This is a genomic window from Methylorubrum pseudosasae (genome assembly GCF_029504475.1).
In the GTDB taxonomy this organism is placed as follows: Bacteria; Pseudomonadota; Alphaproteobacteria; order Rhizobiales; family Beijerinckiaceae; genus Methylobacterium; species Methylobacterium extorquens.
The window spans coordinates 4,269,305-4,285,728 of sequence record NZ_JAQGDU010000002.1; the positions used below are offsets into that span (position 1 = coordinate 4,269,305).

15 protein-coding genes, 1 tRNA gene and 1 pseudogene are annotated in these 16,424 nt (G+C 68.7%); 4 read left to right on the plus strand and 13 right to left on the minus strand.

Annotated features, from left to right (window positions below; genetic code table 11):
• Positions 1 to 66: 66 nt before the first annotated feature.
• The 4 genes from clpX to M2437_RS21135 form a co-directional block, all read right to left on the minus strand.
• Positions 67 to 1,338, minus strand: a complete 1,272-nt coding sequence (gene clpX, locus M2437_RS21120) for an ATP-dependent Clp protease ATP-binding subunit ClpX (protein ID WP_003600394.1) — start codon at positions 1,336 to 1,338, stop codon at positions 67 to 69.
• 251 nt (positions 1,339 to 1,589) lie between these two features.
• On the minus strand, positions 1,590 to 2,216 hold the full coding sequence (locus M2437_RS21125; protein ID WP_003600395.1) for an ATP-dependent Clp protease proteolytic subunit: 627 nt from the start codon (positions 2,214 to 2,216) through the stop codon (positions 1,590 to 1,592).
• Positions 2,217 to 2,347: 131 nt separating this feature from the next.
• The gene (gene tig, locus M2437_RS21130) at positions 2,348 to 3,784 is read right to left on the minus strand and encodes a trigger factor (RefSeq protein ID WP_012253842.1); all 1,437 of its coding nucleotides are present in this window, start codon (positions 3,782 to 3,784) and stop codon (positions 2,348 to 2,350) included.
• 132 nt (positions 3,785 to 3,916) lie between these two features.
• A tRNA-Leu gene (locus M2437_RS21135) sits at positions 3,917 to 4,001 on the minus strand.
• Positions 4,002 to 4,164: 163 nt separating this feature from the next.
• Between M2437_RS21135 and M2437_RS21140 the strand changes: the two genes are divergently transcribed.
• On the plus strand, positions 4,165 to 5,604 hold the full coding sequence (locus M2437_RS21140) for a multicopper oxidase family protein (RefSeq protein ID WP_253388602.1): 1,440 nt from the start codon (positions 4,165 to 4,167) through the stop codon (positions 5,602 to 5,604).
• Positions 5,605 to 5,711: 107 nt separating this feature from the next.
• On the opposite strand, the gene M2437_RS21145 is transcribed toward M2437_RS21140, so the two are convergent.
• On the minus strand, positions 5,712 to 5,837 hold the full coding sequence (locus M2437_RS21145) for a hypothetical protein (RefSeq protein WP_277570376.1): 126 nt from the start codon (positions 5,835 to 5,837) through the stop codon (positions 5,712 to 5,714).
• Between the two features lie 549 nt (positions 5,838 to 6,386).
• Between M2437_RS21145 and M2437_RS21150 the strand changes: the two are divergent.
• Together M2437_RS21150 and M2437_RS21155 are read left to right on the plus strand one after the other, a co-directional pair.
• Positions 6,387 to 7,269: pseudogene (locus M2437_RS21150) on the plus strand (efflux RND transporter periplasmic adaptor subunit).
• Between the two features lie 69 nt (positions 7,270 to 7,338).
• Positions 7,339 to 7,998 (plus strand): hypothetical protein, encoded by a 660-nt coding sequence (locus M2437_RS21155; protein WP_196774001.1) that lies wholly within the window; start codon positions 7,339 to 7,341, stop codon positions 7,996 to 7,998.
• Positions 7,999 to 8,130: 132 nt separating this feature from the next.
• On the opposite strand, the gene rfbA is transcribed toward M2437_RS21155, so the two are convergent.
• The 4 genes from rfbA to rfbC form a co-directional block, all read right to left on the minus strand.
• The gene (gene rfbA, locus M2437_RS21160; RefSeq protein ID WP_003605848.1) at positions 8,131 to 9,021 is read right to left on the minus strand and encodes a glucose-1-phosphate thymidylyltransferase RfbA; all 891 of its coding nucleotides are present in this window, start codon (positions 9,019 to 9,021) and stop codon (positions 8,131 to 8,133) included.
• Positions 9,022 to 9,037: 16 nt separating this feature from the next.
• Positions 9,038 to 9,928, minus strand: a complete 891-nt coding sequence (gene rfbD, locus M2437_RS21165) for a dTDP-4-dehydrorhamnose reductase (protein WP_253388605.1) — start codon at positions 9,926 to 9,928, stop codon at positions 9,038 to 9,040.
• A gap of 2 nt (positions 9,929 to 9,930) precedes the next feature.
• Complete coding sequence (rfbB, locus tag M2437_RS21170; protein ID WP_253388606.1) at positions 9,931 to 10,989, minus strand: dTDP-glucose 4,6-dehydratase; 1,059 nt, start codon at positions 10,987 to 10,989, stop codon at positions 9,931 to 9,933.
• 133 nt (positions 10,990 to 11,122) lie between these two features.
• Positions 11,123 to 11,674 carry a dTDP-4-dehydrorhamnose 3,5-epimerase gene (gene rfbC, locus M2437_RS21175; protein WP_253388607.1) on the minus strand — a complete coding sequence of 184 codons (552 nt, stop codon included), beginning with the start codon at positions 11,672 to 11,674 and terminating at the stop codon, positions 11,123 to 11,125.
• A 173-nt stretch (positions 11,675 to 11,847) separates the two neighbouring features.
• Here rfbC and M2437_RS21180 point away from each other — a divergent pair, with 173 nt between their 5' ends.
• Complete coding sequence (locus M2437_RS21180; RefSeq protein WP_147018360.1) at positions 11,848 to 12,291, plus strand: DUF2147 domain-containing protein; 444 nt, start codon at positions 11,848 to 11,850, stop codon at positions 12,289 to 12,291.
• A gap of 22 nt (positions 12,292 to 12,313) precedes the next feature.
• On the opposite strand, the gene M2437_RS21185 is transcribed toward M2437_RS21180, so the two are convergent.
• The 4 genes from M2437_RS21185 to M2437_RS21200 form a co-directional block, all read right to left on the minus strand.
• The gene (locus M2437_RS21185; RefSeq protein ID WP_056119695.1) at positions 12,314 to 12,781 is read right to left on the minus strand and encodes a hypothetical protein; all 468 of its coding nucleotides are present in this window, start codon (positions 12,779 to 12,781) and stop codon (positions 12,314 to 12,316) included.
• A gap of 174 nt (positions 12,782 to 12,955) precedes the next feature.
• Complete coding sequence (locus tag M2437_RS21190; protein WP_253388608.1) at positions 12,956 to 13,348, minus strand: hypothetical protein; 393 nt, start codon at positions 13,346 to 13,348, stop codon at positions 12,956 to 12,958.
• A gap of 107 nt (positions 13,349 to 13,455) precedes the next feature.
• Positions 13,456 to 15,273: a methylmalonyl-CoA mutase subunit beta gene (locus M2437_RS21195; protein WP_253388609.1), complete on the minus strand. Its 1,818-nt coding sequence runs from the start codon at positions 15,271 to 15,273 to the stop codon at positions 13,456 to 13,458.
• 148 nt (positions 15,274 to 15,421) lie between these two features.
• Positions 15,422 to 16,273, minus strand: a complete 852-nt coding sequence (locus M2437_RS21200) for an undecaprenyl-diphosphate phosphatase (protein ID WP_253388610.1) — start codon at positions 16,271 to 16,273, stop codon at positions 15,422 to 15,424.
• Between the last annotated feature and the right edge of the window lie 151 nt (positions 16,274 to 16,424).

The window sequence follows — 16,424 nt, forward strand, 5'->3', positions numbered from 1 at the left end:
CGGGCGTCCCCCGGAACGAAAAAGGGCCGCCGGCTTAAAAACCGTGCGGCCCCGGATGTTTGCCGGTCAGGCGCTGACGCTGGCCGGGGCTTCCTTGTTGCGGTCACCGTGGATGAAAAGCGGCCTGGATTTGCCCTCGACCACCTCCGGGCCGATGACCACCTGCTCGACGGATTCGAGACCGGGCAGGTCGTACATCGTGTCGAGGAGGATGGTCTCCAAGATCGACCGAAGGCCGCGGGCGCCGGTCTTGCGCTCGATGGCCTTGCGGGCGACGAGGCTGAGCGCCTCGTCCTGGAAGGTCAGCTCGACGTTCTCCATCTCGAACAGTCGCTGGTACTGCTTGACCAGCGCGTTCTTGGGCTCCTGCAGGATCTTCTTGAGGGCCTCCTCATCGAGATCCTCCAGCGTCGCCAGAACCGGCAGACGGCCGACGAATTCCGGGATCAGGCCGAACTTCAGCAGATCCTCGGGCTCGACCGAGCGGAACACCTCGCCGGTGCGGCGATCGTCGGGCGCCTGGACGCTGGCGCCGAAGCCGATCGAGGTCCCCTTGCCGCGCTGGGAGATGATGCGCTCCAGCCCGGCGAAGGCACCGCCGCAGATGAACAGGATGTTCGTGGTGTCGACCTGCAGGAACTCCTGCTGCGGGTGCTTGCGGCCGCCCTGCGGAGGCACGGAGGCAACGGTGCCTTCCATGATCTTCAGGAGCGCCTGCTGCACGCCCTCGCCCGAGACGTCGCGGGTGATCGAGGGATTGTCCGACTTGCGGGAGATCTTGTCGATCTCGTCGATGTAGACGATGCCGCGCTGCGCCCGCTCGACGTTGTAGTCGGAGGCCTGGAGCAGCTTGAGGATGATGTTCTCGACGTCCTCACCGACATAGCCCGCTTCGGTCAGCGTGGTGGCGTCGGCCATGGTGAACGGCACGTCGAGGATGCGGGCGAGCGTCTGCGCGAGCAGCGTCTTGCCCGAGCCCGTCGGCCCGATCAGCATGATGTTGGACTTGGCCAATTCGACGTCGTTGTGCTTCGTCGCATGGGCCAGCCGCTTGTAGTGGTTGTGCACGGCGACCGAGAGGACCTTCTTGGCGAAGTCCTGGCCGATGACGTAGTCGTCGAGGACGCGCCGGATCTCCTTCGGGGTCGGCACCCCGTCGCGGGACTTCACCAGCGAGGACTTCGATTCCTCGCGGATGATATCCATGCACAGCTCGACGCACTCGTCGCAGATGAACACCGTCGGGCCCGCAATCAGCTTGCGAACCTCGTGCTGGCTCTTGCCGCAGAACGAGCAGTACAGCGTGCTCTTCGAGTCGTTGCCGCCTGTCTTGCTCATGTCGGTCTCCGGTTCGCGGGCGCGGCCCCAGCCAGGAGGACACGCGCGTCGTTCATACGATGTAAGCGCATCCGCCTAAAGAAACAGTCACACAGGGCGGATGCGTCGGGATTGAGGCACTGTCATCCCGATGCAATCATGCAGCCGGCTCGGGATCAACCGGCCTCTCGGCTGGGGCGGGCGCCCAAAAGACGCATGACCCGACAAGGTCGGGCCAGCGGGCCCCGGGCGCCTCAGGTATCTCGTCCTAATCAGGCAGCGGCCGGCTCGGGACGCTTGTGCAGGATGTCGTCGATCAGGCCGAACTCCTTGGCCGCGTCGGCGGTCATGAAGTTGTCGCGCTCGAGCGCCTGATGGATCGTCTCGTACTCGCGGCCGGTATGCTTCACGTAGATCTCGTTCAGGCGCTTCTTGAGTGCCTCGATCTCGCGGGCATGGATCAGGATGTCGGTGGCCTGACCCTGGAAGCCGCCGGAGGGCTGGTGCACCATGATCCGGGCGTTCGGCAGGGCGAAGCGGTGGCCGGCCTCGCCCGCGGCCAGCAGGAGCGAGCCCATCGACGCGGCCTGGCCGACGCAGAGCGTCGTGACGGGGCAGCGGATGAACTGCATCGTGTCGTAGATCGACAGGCCCGAGGTCACCACGCCACCGGGCGAGTTGATGTAGAAGGAGATTTCCTTCTTCGGGTTCTCGGCTTCCAGGAACAGGAGCTGGGCGACGATCAGCGACGCGCCCTGGTCCTCGACGGGGCCGGTGAGGAAGATGATCCGCTCGCGCAGAAGCCGCGAGTAGATGTCGAACGCGCGTTCGCCGCGGCTCGACTGCTCGACCACCATGGGCACGAGCGAGTTGTGGAAGTAATCGACCGGATCTCTCATTTCAGCCCTCGGCTCCGGGTCCGGCCCCGGGGCGAATCGCCCGAGGCCGGATGGTTACAGCGAACACGGCAAGCGTTAACGCCGCCTGATCTCAAAGATCGCCGCCCGCCGCGGAGCCGGTGGGTCGGCGATCAGCCGGCAGCCTTGTCGGCCGCCGCCTCGTTGTTGGACTCGCTCGGCTTCTCGTCCGTCGCGGCCCCGCCGGTCACGGCGTCGGCCTCGTCGTCTTCGGCGAAGAGCGCCTCCTTGGAGACGGGTTCCTCGACGACTTGGACCTGACCGAGGACATGGTCGACGACCTTCTCCTCGAACAGCGGCGCGCGAAGCTCGGCGAGCGCCTGCGGATTGTTGCGGTAGAAGTCGTAGACCTGCTTCTCCTGACCCGGGAACTGCCGGATCCGGGCGAACAGGGCCTGATTGACCTCGTCATCCGAGACCTTGATATCGGCGGTCTCGCCGACTTGCGCAAGCACCAGACCGAGCCGCACGCGGCGCTCGGCGATCTTGCGGTACTCCGCCTGCGAAGCCTCCTCGGTCGTGCCCTCGTCCTCGAAGGTCTTACCGCGGGTCTTCAGGTCCTGCTCGACCTGCGCCCACACGGCGGCGAACTCCTGGTGAACGAGGCTCGGGGGCAGGTCGAAGGCGTACTTGCCGTCGAGCGCGTCGAGCAGTTCCTTCTTGAGCTTGCGCCGGGACTGGGCCTCGTAATCGGAGCCGACGGCCTTGGAGACGGCCTCCTTCAGCTTCTCGAGGTCGTCCATGCCGAAGCGCTTGGCGAGCTCGTCGTCGATCTTGGTCTCGCCGGGGGCGGCGACGGCCTTCACGGTCACGTCGAACTCGGCGTCCTTACCGGCGAGCTGCTCGGCCTGGTAATCGGCCGGGAAGGCGACCTTCACGAGGCGGCTGTCGCCGACCTTGGCGCCGACGAGCTGGTCCTCGAAGCCGGGGATGAAGGTGTTGGAGCCGAGTTCCAGATCGACGTCCTCGCCCTTGCCGCCCTCGAACTCGGTGCCGTCGATGCGGCCGACGAAGTCGATGGTGACACGGTCGCCGGACTGCGCCTCGGCGCCCTCCTCGCGCGGCTCGAAGGAGCGGCTGTCCTTGGCCATCCGCTCGAGCGTCTCGTTGACCTCCTCGTCGGAGGGCTTGAGCACGAGCTTCTTGATCGAGACGTCGGAGAGGTCGGCCAGTTCGAAGCTCGGCAGCACCTCGAGCTTCACCTTGAAGGCGAGGTCGCCCTTGGCATCGAGCGCGCGCTCGATGATGGTCTGCTCCTCGTCCTTCGGGAACTCGATCTGCGGCTCGAGCGCGAGGCGCAGGCCCTTGTCGGTGACGATCTGCTGGTTGGCCTCGTTGACGGCGTTCTGCAGCACGTCGGCCATCACCGACTTGCCGTAGACCTTGCGCAGATGCGCGACCGGCACCTTGCCGGGGCGGAAGCCCTTGATCTGGACCTTGCCCTTGATGTTCGAGAGCTCGGTGTTGAGGCGATCCTCAAGCTCGTTCGCGGGGAGGAGCACCTGAAACTCGCGCTTCAGCCCCTCGGAGGTCGTCTCGGTCACCTGCATCGTCGTTCGTCCGCTGTTTTCTAAAACCGCAATCTCGTCTTCGCGTGTCGCTGCGCCAGGGAAGCCCCATAGGGAAGCTCCTTGCGGAAGCTCCGGCGGGAACCGTTCGGGTTCCTGACGCCGATACGGACATGGTGCGGGCGGAGGGGCTCGAACCCCCACGTCTTGCGACACTGGAACCTAAATCCAGCGCGTCTACCAGTTCCGCCACGCCCGCAAGCGCCATCGACACGAGCCCGGATACCGGGCCGTCGAAGCGCGCGTCTATAGCACGCGCACCTGAGCCCGCAGCAAAAAACTTGCGGGGCGCCGCGTGCGGTGGCGGGCCGGACGAAGCCTGTCTACAACGCGAGCCCGACCGAACGACGACGCGAGACGCCATGCGAAATCCCGACCCGACGGCCGAGCCCACGCCGGGATCGTTCTCACGGCGCGAACTGTTCGCGGGCAGCGCCGCCCTCGCCCTGATGCCGCGGACGGCCGCGGCCCAAGCGCCGGCCGGGAAGGCCCCGCCCTCGGAGCCGAAATCGATCAAGGCGGCACCGGCCACGCTCCGCCTGAAGCCCGGGCCCGCACCCGAGACCGCCGTATGGCGTCTCGGCGAAGCGGAGGCGCCGATCCTGCGGGTCAAGCTCGGCGAGGCAATCCGCCTGCGCGTCGAGAACGGGACCGACAAGCCGCTCTCGCTCCACTGGCACGGGGTGCGGATCGTCAACGCCATGGACGGCGTCGGCGGCGTCACCCAGGAGCCGATCAAGCCGGGGGCGAGCTTCACCTACGACTTCACGCCCCCGGATGCCGGCAGCTTCCTGATCCGCGCGCTCGTCGTCGGCGGGTCGAGCGAGCCGTCGGGCCGGGGCATCGCCGGCATGCTGATCGTGGACGAGCCCTCCCCGCCCCCGGTCGATGCGGACCTCGCCCTGCTCGTGCAGGATTGGCGGCTCGACGAGGCCGGCGCGCTTCAACCCTTCGGGCAGGTCGCCTTCGCCGCGGCGGCCGGGCGGCTCGGCAGCGTCGTGACGCTCAACGGACGGCCGATCCCGCTCGTACTTGACGCGCGGCCGGGCAGCCGTCTGCGCCTGCGGCTCGCCAATGCCTGCAACGCGCGCAGCCTGCGCATCCGCTTCGACGGGCTGAAGGCTTATGTCGCGGCGGTGGACGGGCAGCCGACGGACACGTTCGAGCCGTTGAAGGCGACGCTCCCCTTCGCGCCGGGCACGCGCTACGATCTGCTCCTCGATCTCCCGGCGCAGGCGGGACCGGCCGGCACCATCACCGCGCTGGTCGGGCAAGGCCTGCCGCTGGCGACCCTGACCGCCGTCGGCGAGCCGGTGGCGCAAACCGGCCGCGCCGTGATCGGCTCGATCCCCGAGAACAAGCGCCTGCCGGCCGAGATCCGGTTGCAAAGCGCGCTTCGCCGCGAACTCGTGCTGACGGGCGGCGTGCGGCCCGACAAGGCGAAGCCCGGCGCCGAGACGCCCTATGCCGGCGATCCCGCCAAGATCTGGCAGATCAACGGCGCGAGCGGGACGGCGGGGGCGCCCCCCCTGTTCTCGGTCAAGCGCGGCGGGGTCGTGGTATTGTCGATCCGCAACGACACCGGCTTCATCCAGAGCCTGCACTTGCACGGCCACGTCTTCCGCCTGCTGCACCAGCTCGATGATGGCTGGGAGCCCTACTGGCTCGACACCGTGCAGATCCCGGAAGGCAAAAGCGCCCAGATTGCCTTCGTCGCGGACAATCCCGGCCGCTGGCTGCTTAGCGCGACCGTGCTGGAGCGGTTCGACACGGGGCTGTGGACGAGCTTCGAGGTGAGTTGAACGCCCTTAGAGCATCATCCCGAAAGGTGGCCTCCGGCTTTCGGAAAAAGATGATGCAAAACGAAAGCCTAGAGCATCGTCCTGGATATCAAATCCAGGACGATGCTCTAGCGGGGCGGCGGGAAGGTCCAGAAGAACTCGCCCGAGCGTCCGCCCTGGAGCGAGGCCTGCCGGGTGAGGAAGCGGCACTCCGCCGCGAGGGCGGCCTCGCTCCAGCCGGTGCAGGACAGCATCTTCAGGGAGACCGGGTCGTATTCGAGGCGGTGCTCGGGGGGGCGAGCGCACCATCAGGCCCGATGGCAGGACCAGGCTAGGCCACGCCGACCTGCGGCATCAGCCCGTGCGCGCAGGGCGAGACGATCCAGTCGAGGGCGATGATGGGCGGGCGCCGCTCGGTGTGCAGCCAGTCGGTTTCGGCGGCAGCGTCAGCCTCGCACCCGTTCCCACGCGGCCCGGTCCAGCCGCGGCAGCCACGCGATCTCGCAGATGATCTCCTCGCCGTCGCCCTCGACCACGGCGTCGAGATAGGCATGAGCCAGGCGGTACGGTTCGTGACTCTCACGAGCACCGCCACGGGTGCACTGCTGGCCCTTCTGTTCGTGGTGCCCCTGCGCTGGTCGGCCCCGAGCGCGGCCGGGTCTTCGGCGCGCGCCTGCTGCGCCACGCGCAGTTGCGCACCGAGCGGCTGCACGGGCGCATGCGCGCCGACCTGCTGCATTCCGACCAGATGCAGGACCGTATTCTGGCTTTTGCCGGCCATGCCGAGTGAGGACTGTTTCGCGATGACCCTTCTGGCTGGAACGCGGCAAGCCCGGATCTGCGCGGCGCTCGCCGCCCTCTTCCTCTCCAGCTGCGCGGCGAGCGCCCAGGACACCCGCGTCGATTGCGTGGTGGAGCCGGCGCAGAAACTGAAGATCGGTTCGGCCACGCTCGGCATCCTCAAGAGCGTGCCGGTCAACCGGGGCGCGGCGGTCAAGGCCGGCGACATCATCGCCCGGCTCGATTCGAGCGTGGAAGAGGCCAACGTCGCCCTGTCGCGGGCGCAGGCGGAATCGACCGCCGGCATCGAGGCGCAGCAGACCCGCGTCGAACTCTACAAGCGCCGCCTCGAACGCCAGAACCAGCTCTCAAAGGGCATCGTTACCCAGGAGAAGCTCGATCAGGTCGAGGCCGATTACGAGATCGGCCGGCGCGACCTTCAGACCGAGATCCTCAAGCACAAGCTCAACGGCATCGAGCTCCAGCGCGCCGAGGCGCAGCTCGAACTGCGGATGATCCGCAGCCCGATCCGCGGCATCGTCACCGAGCGGCTGATGTCGGCCGGCGAGTTCGTGCGCCAGGACAGCGCGATCTTCACCTTGGTCCAGCTCGATCCACTCTGCGTCGAGGCCTACCTGCCGGTCGCCCGCTGGAAGGAGATCGCGCTCGGGATGCCGGCCACCGTCGTGCTCGACCAGCCGATCGGCGGCGCCTACGAGGCCAAGGTCAGCGTGGTCGATCAGGTGTTCGACGCGGCGAGCGGCACCTTTGGCGTGCGCCTCGAATTGCCGAACCCGGACTTCAAGCTGCCCGGCGGCCAGCGCTGCAAGGTCGCCTTCCCGCTTCCCCCCCGCCGGGCCGCTCGCGACCGCCCTACCCCCCGACGCCAAGTTCGACGCTAAGTAGGCGGTGAATCGGGGACCGGTTGCCCGACGCGATGGACCTTTGCCCGTCATCGACGTATTGCGCTGCACGATGGAGCGGACGGCGACACGGATGCTGACGGTGGGGCTTGCGGCGCTCGGCGCCGCCGTGCCGCCCGCCGACGCGGGCAGCGCGCGGGCGCAAGCGGCCGGAGCCGCCGCCGAGACAAGCCGGGAGGCGCAGGATGGGTCCGAGGCGCGCGCCTTGATCGAAACGCTGAGCGCCCGCCTTCTCGCCGCGCCGAGCGCCACCGCCGTTCTCGAAGCGTGGTGCGCCGAACGCGGGCTCAGCCCGGACCCGCGGATCGTCGCCGTGCGCGTCCCCGGCCCGGACAAGCTCCCCGGCGCAGCCCGGCGCGAGCGGCTGGCCGTGGGCCCGGACGAGCCCGTGCGCTACCGCCGGGTGCGGCTCACCTGCGGCACCCACGTCCTGTCCGAGGCCGACAACTGGTACGTTCCGAGCCGCCTGACGCCCGCGATGAACGCGGCGCTCGACGGCACGCAGGCCCCCTTCGGCCACGTCGTGCGCCCGCTCGGTCCGAGCCGGCGCAACCGGTCGCTGACGATGCTGTGGCGGCCCGAATCCGGCGGCCTGCCGGGGCCCGGCGAGCCGCTATTCTCAGTCGAGGCGGTGCTGACGGCCGGTGGCGTGCCGTTCTGCGAAGTCGCCGAGACTTATACCGGCGCCGTGCTCATTCAGGGCGCGCGCTGACGCGACGCCCGGCCAGACCCCAGTTTGTCCTATCCGTCATTGCGAGCGAAGTGATCCAGGACTGCGACAGCTCCGGAGAGGTCGGCGCGCTGGACGACTTCGCCTCGCCGTGACGAGATCGAGCCTCTTTGATCAAAAATCCTGATCGGCCCGGCGGCCCTCGCGAGCCAGGCGCAGAAGGTTCTGACCGTAGCTGGTCTTGGCGAACAGCTCGCCCCGCGCCTGCAGCTGCTCGCGGCCGATGAAGCCCTGCAGGTAGGCGATCTCTTCGAGACAGGCGACCTGAAGCCCCTGCCGGCGCTGCAGCACCCGCACGAACTCGCCCGCCTCCAGCAGGCTGTCATGCGTGCCGGTGTCGAGCCAGGCGTAGCCGCGGCTCATCCGCTCGACATGGAGCTGGCCGCGTTCGAGATAGGCCTGGTTGACCGATGTGATCTCGAGTTCGCCCCGGTCCGAGGGCTTCACCTCGGCGGCGATGTCGAGCACCTGATTGTCGTAGAAGTACAGCCCCGTCACCGCCCAGGGGCTTTCGGGGGTCTGGGGCTTCTCCACCAACCGCAAGGGCCGGCCGGACTCGTCGAGGGTGACGACGCCGTAGGCCTCCGGATGATCGACGTGGTAGGCAAACACCGTTGCCCCGCTCTTGCGGGTGCGGGCCTTGGCGAGCAGGTCGCTCATGCCGTTGCCGAAGAACAGGTTATCGCCGAGCACCAGCGCCACGTCGTCGCTGCCGACGAAGTCGCGGCCGATGATGAAAGCCTGGGCCAGCCCTTCGGGCCGCGGCTGCACCGCGTAGGTGAAGGTGACGCCGAACTGCTCACCGGTGCCGAGCAGGCGCTGGTAGTTGCCGAGATGCTCCGGCGAGGAGATGACGAGGATCTCGCGGATGCCGGCCAGCATCAGCACCGAGATCGGGTAGTAGATCATCGGCTTGTCGTAGACCGGCAGCAGCTGCTTGTTGATCGCCAGCGTGGCCGGATGGAGCCGGGTGCCGGAGCCGCCGGCGAGCACGATGCCCTTCATACGAAACACGTCCTGATCAGTGGGAGCGAACCGGCCCGACCAGCCGGTCGAGGATGTCGTCGAGCGCCGGCTCCCAGGAGCGCGGCGCGAGGCCGTAGGCGTCGGTCAGGCTCTGGCTGGAGAGGCGCGAGTTCACCGGGCGCCGGGCCGGCGTCGGGTAGGCGGAACTCGGGATGCCCTCGACCGGCACCGAGCGTCCGCCGCGCCGGGCCGACCCCGCGACGATCGCACGGGCGAAGTCGCACCACGTCGTCGCGCCGTCGTTGACGCAGTGGAAGGTACCGGTGGGCGCGGCCTCGTCGCCCGCCAGCCGCAGGGCGATCGCGGCGAGCGCGCCCGCGAGATCGGCCGCGGAGGTCGGGCAGCCGTGCTGGTCCTCGACAACGGTGAGCCGATCCCGTTCGCCCGCGAGCCGCAGCATCGTCTTGACGAAGTTGCCCCGGTGCGGGCTCACCACCCAGGCGGTGCGCACGATCGCGTGGCGCGGATTGCCGGAGCGCACCGCCATCTCGCCGGCCGCCTTGCTGGCGCCGTAGACGCTCTGCGGGTTCACCGGCGCACCGGGGGCGTAGAAGCCTTCGCCCGACCCATCGAACACGTAGTCGGTCGAGACATGGACGAGCGGGATGGCCCGCCGCTTCGTCTCGGTGGCGAGGATGGCCGGGGCCAGCGCGTTGAGGCGCCACGCGGCCGCGACCTCGCTCTCGGCCTTATCGACGGCGGTGTAGGCGGCCGTGTTGATCACCGCCGCGTAGGTGCGCGCATCGAGGGCAGCCGCAACGGCCGCCTCGTCGGTGATGTCGAGGTTCTGACGGTTAGGCGCGTGCACCCGCAGGCCCTCGGGCCAGGACAAGGCCTGAAGCTCCGTGCCGACCTGACCGGCGCCGCCGAGGATCAGGATGTCCATGATCAGGCGCTCTTGGGCGCGAGGCCGAGGCGCTCGCCGGAATAGCGGCCCTCGCGGATCGGGCGCCACCACGCCTCGTTGTCGAGGTACCAGCGCACGGTTTCCGTCAGCGCCTCCTCGAACACCTTGGTCGGCCGCCAGCCGACCTCGGCTTCCGCCTTCGACGGGTCGATGGCGTAGCGGCGGTCATGGCCGGGCCGGTCGGCGACGAAGCTGATCAGGCGCTCGTGCGGGCCGTTCTCGGGCTTGAGCTGGTCGAAGGCGGCGCAGAGCGCCTTCACCACGGCGAGGTTGTTGCGCACCGAGCGCCCGCCCAGCAGGTAGGTCTCGCCGAGCCGGCCGCGCTCCAGCACCGCGACGAGGCCGCGGGCATGGTCCTCGACATGGATCCAGTCGCGCTCGTTCAGGCCGTCACCGTAGACCGGGAGCGGCTTGCCCTCCAGCGCGGCCAAGATCATCAGCGGGATCAGCTTCTCGGGGAAGTGACGCGGGCCGTAATTGTTCGAGCAGTTCGTCACCAGCACCGGCAGGCCGTAGGTCTCGTGCCAGGCGCGGGCGAGATGGTCGGAGGCCGCTTTTGATGCCGAGTAGGGCGAGCGCGGATCGTAGCGGCTCTCCTCGGTGAAGAACGCGTCCGGCGGCAGCGAGCCGTAGACCTCGTCGGTCGAGACGTGGAGGAAGCGGAACTGTGCCTTGGCCTCACCGGAGAGCCTCTCCCAGTGGGTACGGGCGCCGTCGAGCATAACCTGGGTGCCGATGACGTTGGTGCGCACGAAGGCGCCCGGATCGGTGATCGAGCGATCGACATGGCTTTCGGCGGCCAGATGCATCACCGCCTGGGGCTTGAAGTCGGCGTAGAGGGCGTGGACGCGGGCCGGATCGCAGATATCGGCCTGTTCCAGGCGGTGGCGCGGGTCGTCCGCCAGCGGCTGCAGCGAGATCGGGTTGGCGGCGTAGGTCATGGCATCGAGGGCCAGCACCTCGTGGCCGAGATCCTGCACCAGGTGCAGCACGAGGGCGGAGCCGATGAAGCCGCAGCCGCCCGTCACAAGAATGCGCATCGATCCCAACTCCGTCCAATTCCTGTCCGCGGGGTCGGCATCCGCGGGATGGGCAAGGGCCACGCTCGGCCGCGCCTACGCCAACCTGAGGTCGGGTTCAATCCGCCCGACCGAACGATCTCGATACCTTGACTCAGAACACCCGCCCGAGATCGGCCAGAAGCGGCGCGGCCTTGTCCTTGCCCGAGAGGATCGCATCCGCTTCGGCCACCGGCCACGCGATGCCGATCGCCGGATCGTTCCAGCGCAGGTTCCGGTCGTCGGCCGGGCTGTAATAGGCGTCGACCTTGTAGGCGACCATGGTGTCCGGCTCCAGGGTGCAGAAGCCATGGGCAAAGCCGGCGGGCACGAAAAGCTGCTCGCCGCCGGTCGCATCGAGCCGCACGGCGACGTGGCAGCCGTAGCTCGGGGAGTCGGAGCGCAGATCGACGGCGACATCGAGGATCGCGCCGGCGAGCACCCGGATCAGCTTGGCCTGGGCGTTGGGTGCGACTTGGAAGTGCAGGCCCCGGATCGTGCCGGCGGGCGCGGAGAAGGATTGGTTGTCTTGCACGAAGGCATTGGCGATCCCGTGCTCGGACAGGATATCGGCCCGGTAGATCTCGGAGAACCAGCCGCGGTCGTCGCCGTGGCGCTTCGGGATCACCCGTTTGACCGCCGGAATTTCAGTATCGATGACCTGCATCCGCCGCTCCTGACTTGTCCGTATCGGCTCGCCGTGGGCGTAGGCCGCGCGAAGGCGGCGAAGTCAAGGCCGCATCGTCATGCGGCCTCATATCCCGCTCCTTGCGTAACCGTGGCGGGCTGACTACCGCTCGCGCCGGCCGGCGGTCACTGTCGGCGAGGAGGGAAGCTCGAATGACGACGCCGCGCGCCAACCGTTCACGCCATCGCCCGATGCACGTCTTCGCTGCGGCGCTGCTGCTTGCCGTGTCCGGCACAGGCGCTCTGGCGCAGAAGGCCTCGGACCTCTCCGGCCTGTGGCAGACGGAGACGGCGGGCTCGACCGTGCGCATCGCCCGTTGCGGCGGCGGCTATTGCGGTGTGATCGCCGCGACCGCCGGCGCCGGGCTCGACGCGCAGAACCCCGATCCGGCGCTGCGTTCGCGCAAGCTCGTCGGCGTGCAGATCATGCAGGCCGGCACCCCGAGCGGCAACGGCTTCGAGGGCAGCCTCTACAATCCGAACGACGGCAAGACCTATTCGGGCAGCGTCACGCCGAAGGGACCCGACACCATCGAAGTGGCGGGCTGCGTGCTCAGCGTTCTGTGCAAGCGCCAGACCTGGCGGCGGATTCGGTAGAGCGAAACCCCGCCTCTCCCGCTCAGTGATCCGCGCTTCCGGGCGCGGATTCGATCGCGCTGTCGATGAGCGCGGCCTTCTCGGCCGGCGGCTCGGCGCTCGCCATGGCCTTCGTTTCCAGAAGAGGCTGCAGGCGGGCGGCGAGCTGCTTGTCGAGGTGGCGGGCGTAGGCTCCCTTAAAGTAGCGGGCGCCGGTGCCGGGGCCGTAGATCCGGTCGTGGGCGACCGCCATGCGATCGACTTCCGGGCGACACAGGAAGCCGGTCACTCCGGCCGCCTCGTACCAGCGCCCGTCCCGCGCGAGCCGCATCGCCTTCGGGTTGGAGACCACGGTTTCGGCAAAGCACGCCGTCGCCGCTTCCTCGAGCGGCGCTAGCACCGCGTGCTCGGAGCCGGCAACGTGCTGCCGGGCCGGACGCGCCTCGGCCGCGGGGCCGAGCAGGACGAAGGCAAGACCGACGAACGGCAAGGCTCTCATCACGGCTCTCATGGGGCGCCTCGAACGAGTATGGAACGCCGCCAGTGTTCGCCGAAGATCGCGCCGGATCTAGGGCGAAAACTGATCACCCGTGCCGCAGCGCAGAACAAATCCGAATCTGTCGCCGGGCCGCCACAGCACGATCCGTGCGATCCACTCGGCGGAGACGCAGCCTGAACGGCGAAATCAGCCGCGCCGCATCGCGTTCCAGCTGCCGTTGCAACTAATCGGGCCGTCGCCGAGGGTCGACCAGCGGCCGGCGCCGGTCCCGTCGGCGGACAACCGCCCGAACACCTGGGCGGCGTCGCTGCCGCGAGAGATGGTGCCGCGCACCGTCCCGTTTGCCGCGACGCGCCCGCTGATCCCGACCTCTCCGCCGCTGTAGACGGCCTCGCCGCGCTGGATCTGGATCCCGTAGCGATAGGCCCGGTCGCAGGGGCCGTCGAGGGTCACGACCTCGATGCTCCAGCGGCCGTCGTAGCGGTGCGGCACCTGCACCTTGCGCTTGGCCGCTTCCGATGTTCCGGCGCTGCCGACGGCGATGGCGAAGCTGGCGACGGCAAGGATCGGAAGGCGCATGGGAATGACATCCGGCTCAAAACATGGGGCCGTGTCGGCCCGTTTCAGCCGGAAGATCGTCTTGCGTCCCGCAGTGTCAAGGTTGCTCACGCGGCCTTGAGCGTCCGTCAGCCCGTCGCGCGCTCAGCCGCCTCCCGCAGGAGCGCCAACAGGTCGCAACCGGCGAACAGGAAGCCTCCGACGCCCGCTTGGCGCAGAGCCTCGGCCTCGGCGGGCTTGCCGGCGAGGTAGATGGTGCCGGCGCCGGCCGCCTTTAGTGCCTCGGCCGCGGGCACGGCCTCGGTCTGGTAGACGGTGTCGGACGAGCACAGGCAGGCGATCCGCGCGCCCGACGCCTTGAAGGCATCGGCCAGGGCCTGCATGTCGGAGAAGCCGTCATTGCCGATGGCCTCGATGCCACCCGCAGCGAAGGCGTTGGCGGCGAAGGTCGAGCGGGCATTGTGAACCGCCACGGGACCGAGATTGGCCAGGAAGACCGCCGGGCGCTTGCCCGTCCGCTCGCGGACGGCGTCGGAGGCGTCGCGCAGGACCTCGTAGGGTTCGGCGAGGCGTTGCGAGGGCAAGGCCCCCTCCGAGGAAGCGGCCGGGTTCGGCGCCACGTCGAGCACCGTCACCGGCTTCTCGGCGAGGAAGGGGAACTCGCTGGCGCCGGTCAGCGGCTCCTTGCGGTTCGCGACTGCCCGTGCCCGGGCCTGCGCCACCGCTGCGATCCGACCTGCGAAGGCGCCGGCCTCCAGGCTCGCGGCGATCCCGCCCTCCCGCTCGATTTCCTGGAAGGCCGCCCAGGCCTTCTCGGTCAATTCGGCGGTCAGCGCCTCGAAGCCGCCCGCGCCGGCCGCCGGGTCGGAAACCTTGGCGAGATTCGATTCCTCGATCAGCACGATCTGGCTGTTGCGCACCACCCGCCGGGCAAAGGCGTCGGGCAGACCGAGCGCCAGGGTGTAGGGCAGCGCGGTCACCGAATCCGCTCCGCCGAGGCCGGCGGAGGCCGAGGCCATGGTGGTGCGCAGGATGTTCACGAAAGGATCGCGGCGGCTCATCATCCGCCACGCGGTCTCGGCCAGGACCCGTAGCGGCTTCGGCTCGAGGCCGCAGGCCTGCTCGACCCGGGCCCAAAGCCGCCGGATCGCCCGGAACTTGGCGATGGTCAGGAATTCGTCGGCATCCGCCACCAGCAGGACTGCGATCTGGTCGCGCGCGAGCGCCAGATCGTGGCCGCCGGCTTCCAGCGCCCGCAGATAGGCGACCGCCGTCGCGAGCACGGCAGCCAGTTCCTGCACCTCGCTCGCCCCCGCCTCGTGATAGGGCCGGGCGTCGGCCAAGGCCGCGCGCCCATGGTATCCGGCAAAGGCGGTGACGGTCTCGGAGAGGCGCGCCTCCCACCCCTGGTCGAGCCGGCCGGTGGCGGCGCGGGTGCCGATCGGGTCGAGACCGAGATCGAGGTCGAGCGCGGTCGGGTCGTCGCCGCGGCGCTCGATCAGTTGCTTGAGAAGCGCCGCCGTCTCGAATCCGGCCGGACCGGCATCGAGTCGCAGGGCGATGAGCGGCAGCATCACGCCCGTCAGCGCCGCGTCCAGCGCATCGACGGATGGAAGTTCGAGGCCGAAGCCGCGGGCGGCACGGGCGTCGCGATGGACGAGGACCAGCGCATCGGCACCGCCTTCGAGGTCGGCCAGCGCCTGGGCCCCGGCCTTCTCGGCATCGGGATGGTCGATGCGCTGCGCCAGACGCCACGGGCCGGGCGCCCGCACCGGCTGGGCCACCGATGCCGCCGGCTCGTAGAAGGGCTCGATGCGCAGGCCGTCGGCGGTCTTCGAAACGAGGCGCTTCTCGAAGTCCGCCCCCTTCAGCGCGGCTTCGACGGCTTGGCGCCAGCGCTCGCGGGTGGCGGGCTCGAACAACTCGGCGAGCGGACGATCTTCCATCTTGGGCGAGACCTTGACGATTCGGCGTTTCCCGACCGCTTCTTCAAAGAGCGGCGACTTGGCCGCAAGCCCTCGCACGGGGCGCGGGCAGGCGACAACCGACTTTAGTCCAGGTTGCCGCCTCCGCCTCGCTCAAAATCCTGAAGGCTCAGCCAAAAAGAATCAGTCCGGCGAAGCCGAGCGAGCCGACGAGGATGCGCCACCACGCGAACAGCCAGAAGCCGTGGCGGGAGACGTAGTCGAGCACCGTCCGCACCACGATCAAGGCCGAGATGAAGGCGGCGACGAAGCCGATGACGATCAGCAGCGCGTCGTTGGAGGAGAGGTTCTTGTAGTTGTCGAGCAGGTCCTTGGCGAAGGCGCCGGCCATGGTTGGCATGGCGAGGTAGAACGAGAACTCGGTGGCCGAGCGCTTGCTCGCCCCCATCAGCATCGCGCCGACGATGGTGGCGCCGGAGCGCGACACGCCGGGGATCATCGCCACGCATTGGAACAGGCCGATCTTGAGCGCCATCGGCAGGCTGAACTCGAACACGTCGGTCTTGCGCGGATGCTCGGTCGGACCGTCGTGCGTTCCCTCATTTGGAGCCGCCTTCGGCTCGCCGACCGTGTCGTCGATGATGAGGAGCACGATGCCGCCGGCCACCAGCGTGGCGCAGACGATCCACGGGCTGAACAGATAGAGCTTGATGTACTTGGAGAAGAGCCCGCCGACGATCGCGGCGGGCAGGAAGGCAATGAGGATCGCGAGCACGAAGCGGCGCGCCCGCGGATCGTTCGGCAGCGCGGTGGCGATGCTCCACAGCCGACCGAAATAGACGAACAGAATCGCCAGGATCGCGCCCAATTGGATCAGCACCTCGAAGGTGTTGTTGGGCGAGTGGAAGCCGATGAAGTGGCCGATGAGGAGCTGATGCCCGGTCGAGGAGACCGGGATGAACTCGGTGGCGCCTTCCACCACGGCGAGCACGAGCGCCTTCGCGATCAGGACGAGATCCATAAGCCTGCTGTTCCCCACGCCGATGTGCCGGCGATTCAGGGCGCGGCAGACGACGGCGATGCGGCAGCTTTGCGGCGGTAGGGTTGACGGGCGGTTACCGGGTTGCGGCGGGTTTGTTAATGAGGTGGCAACGTTGGAGAAATAATCCTGG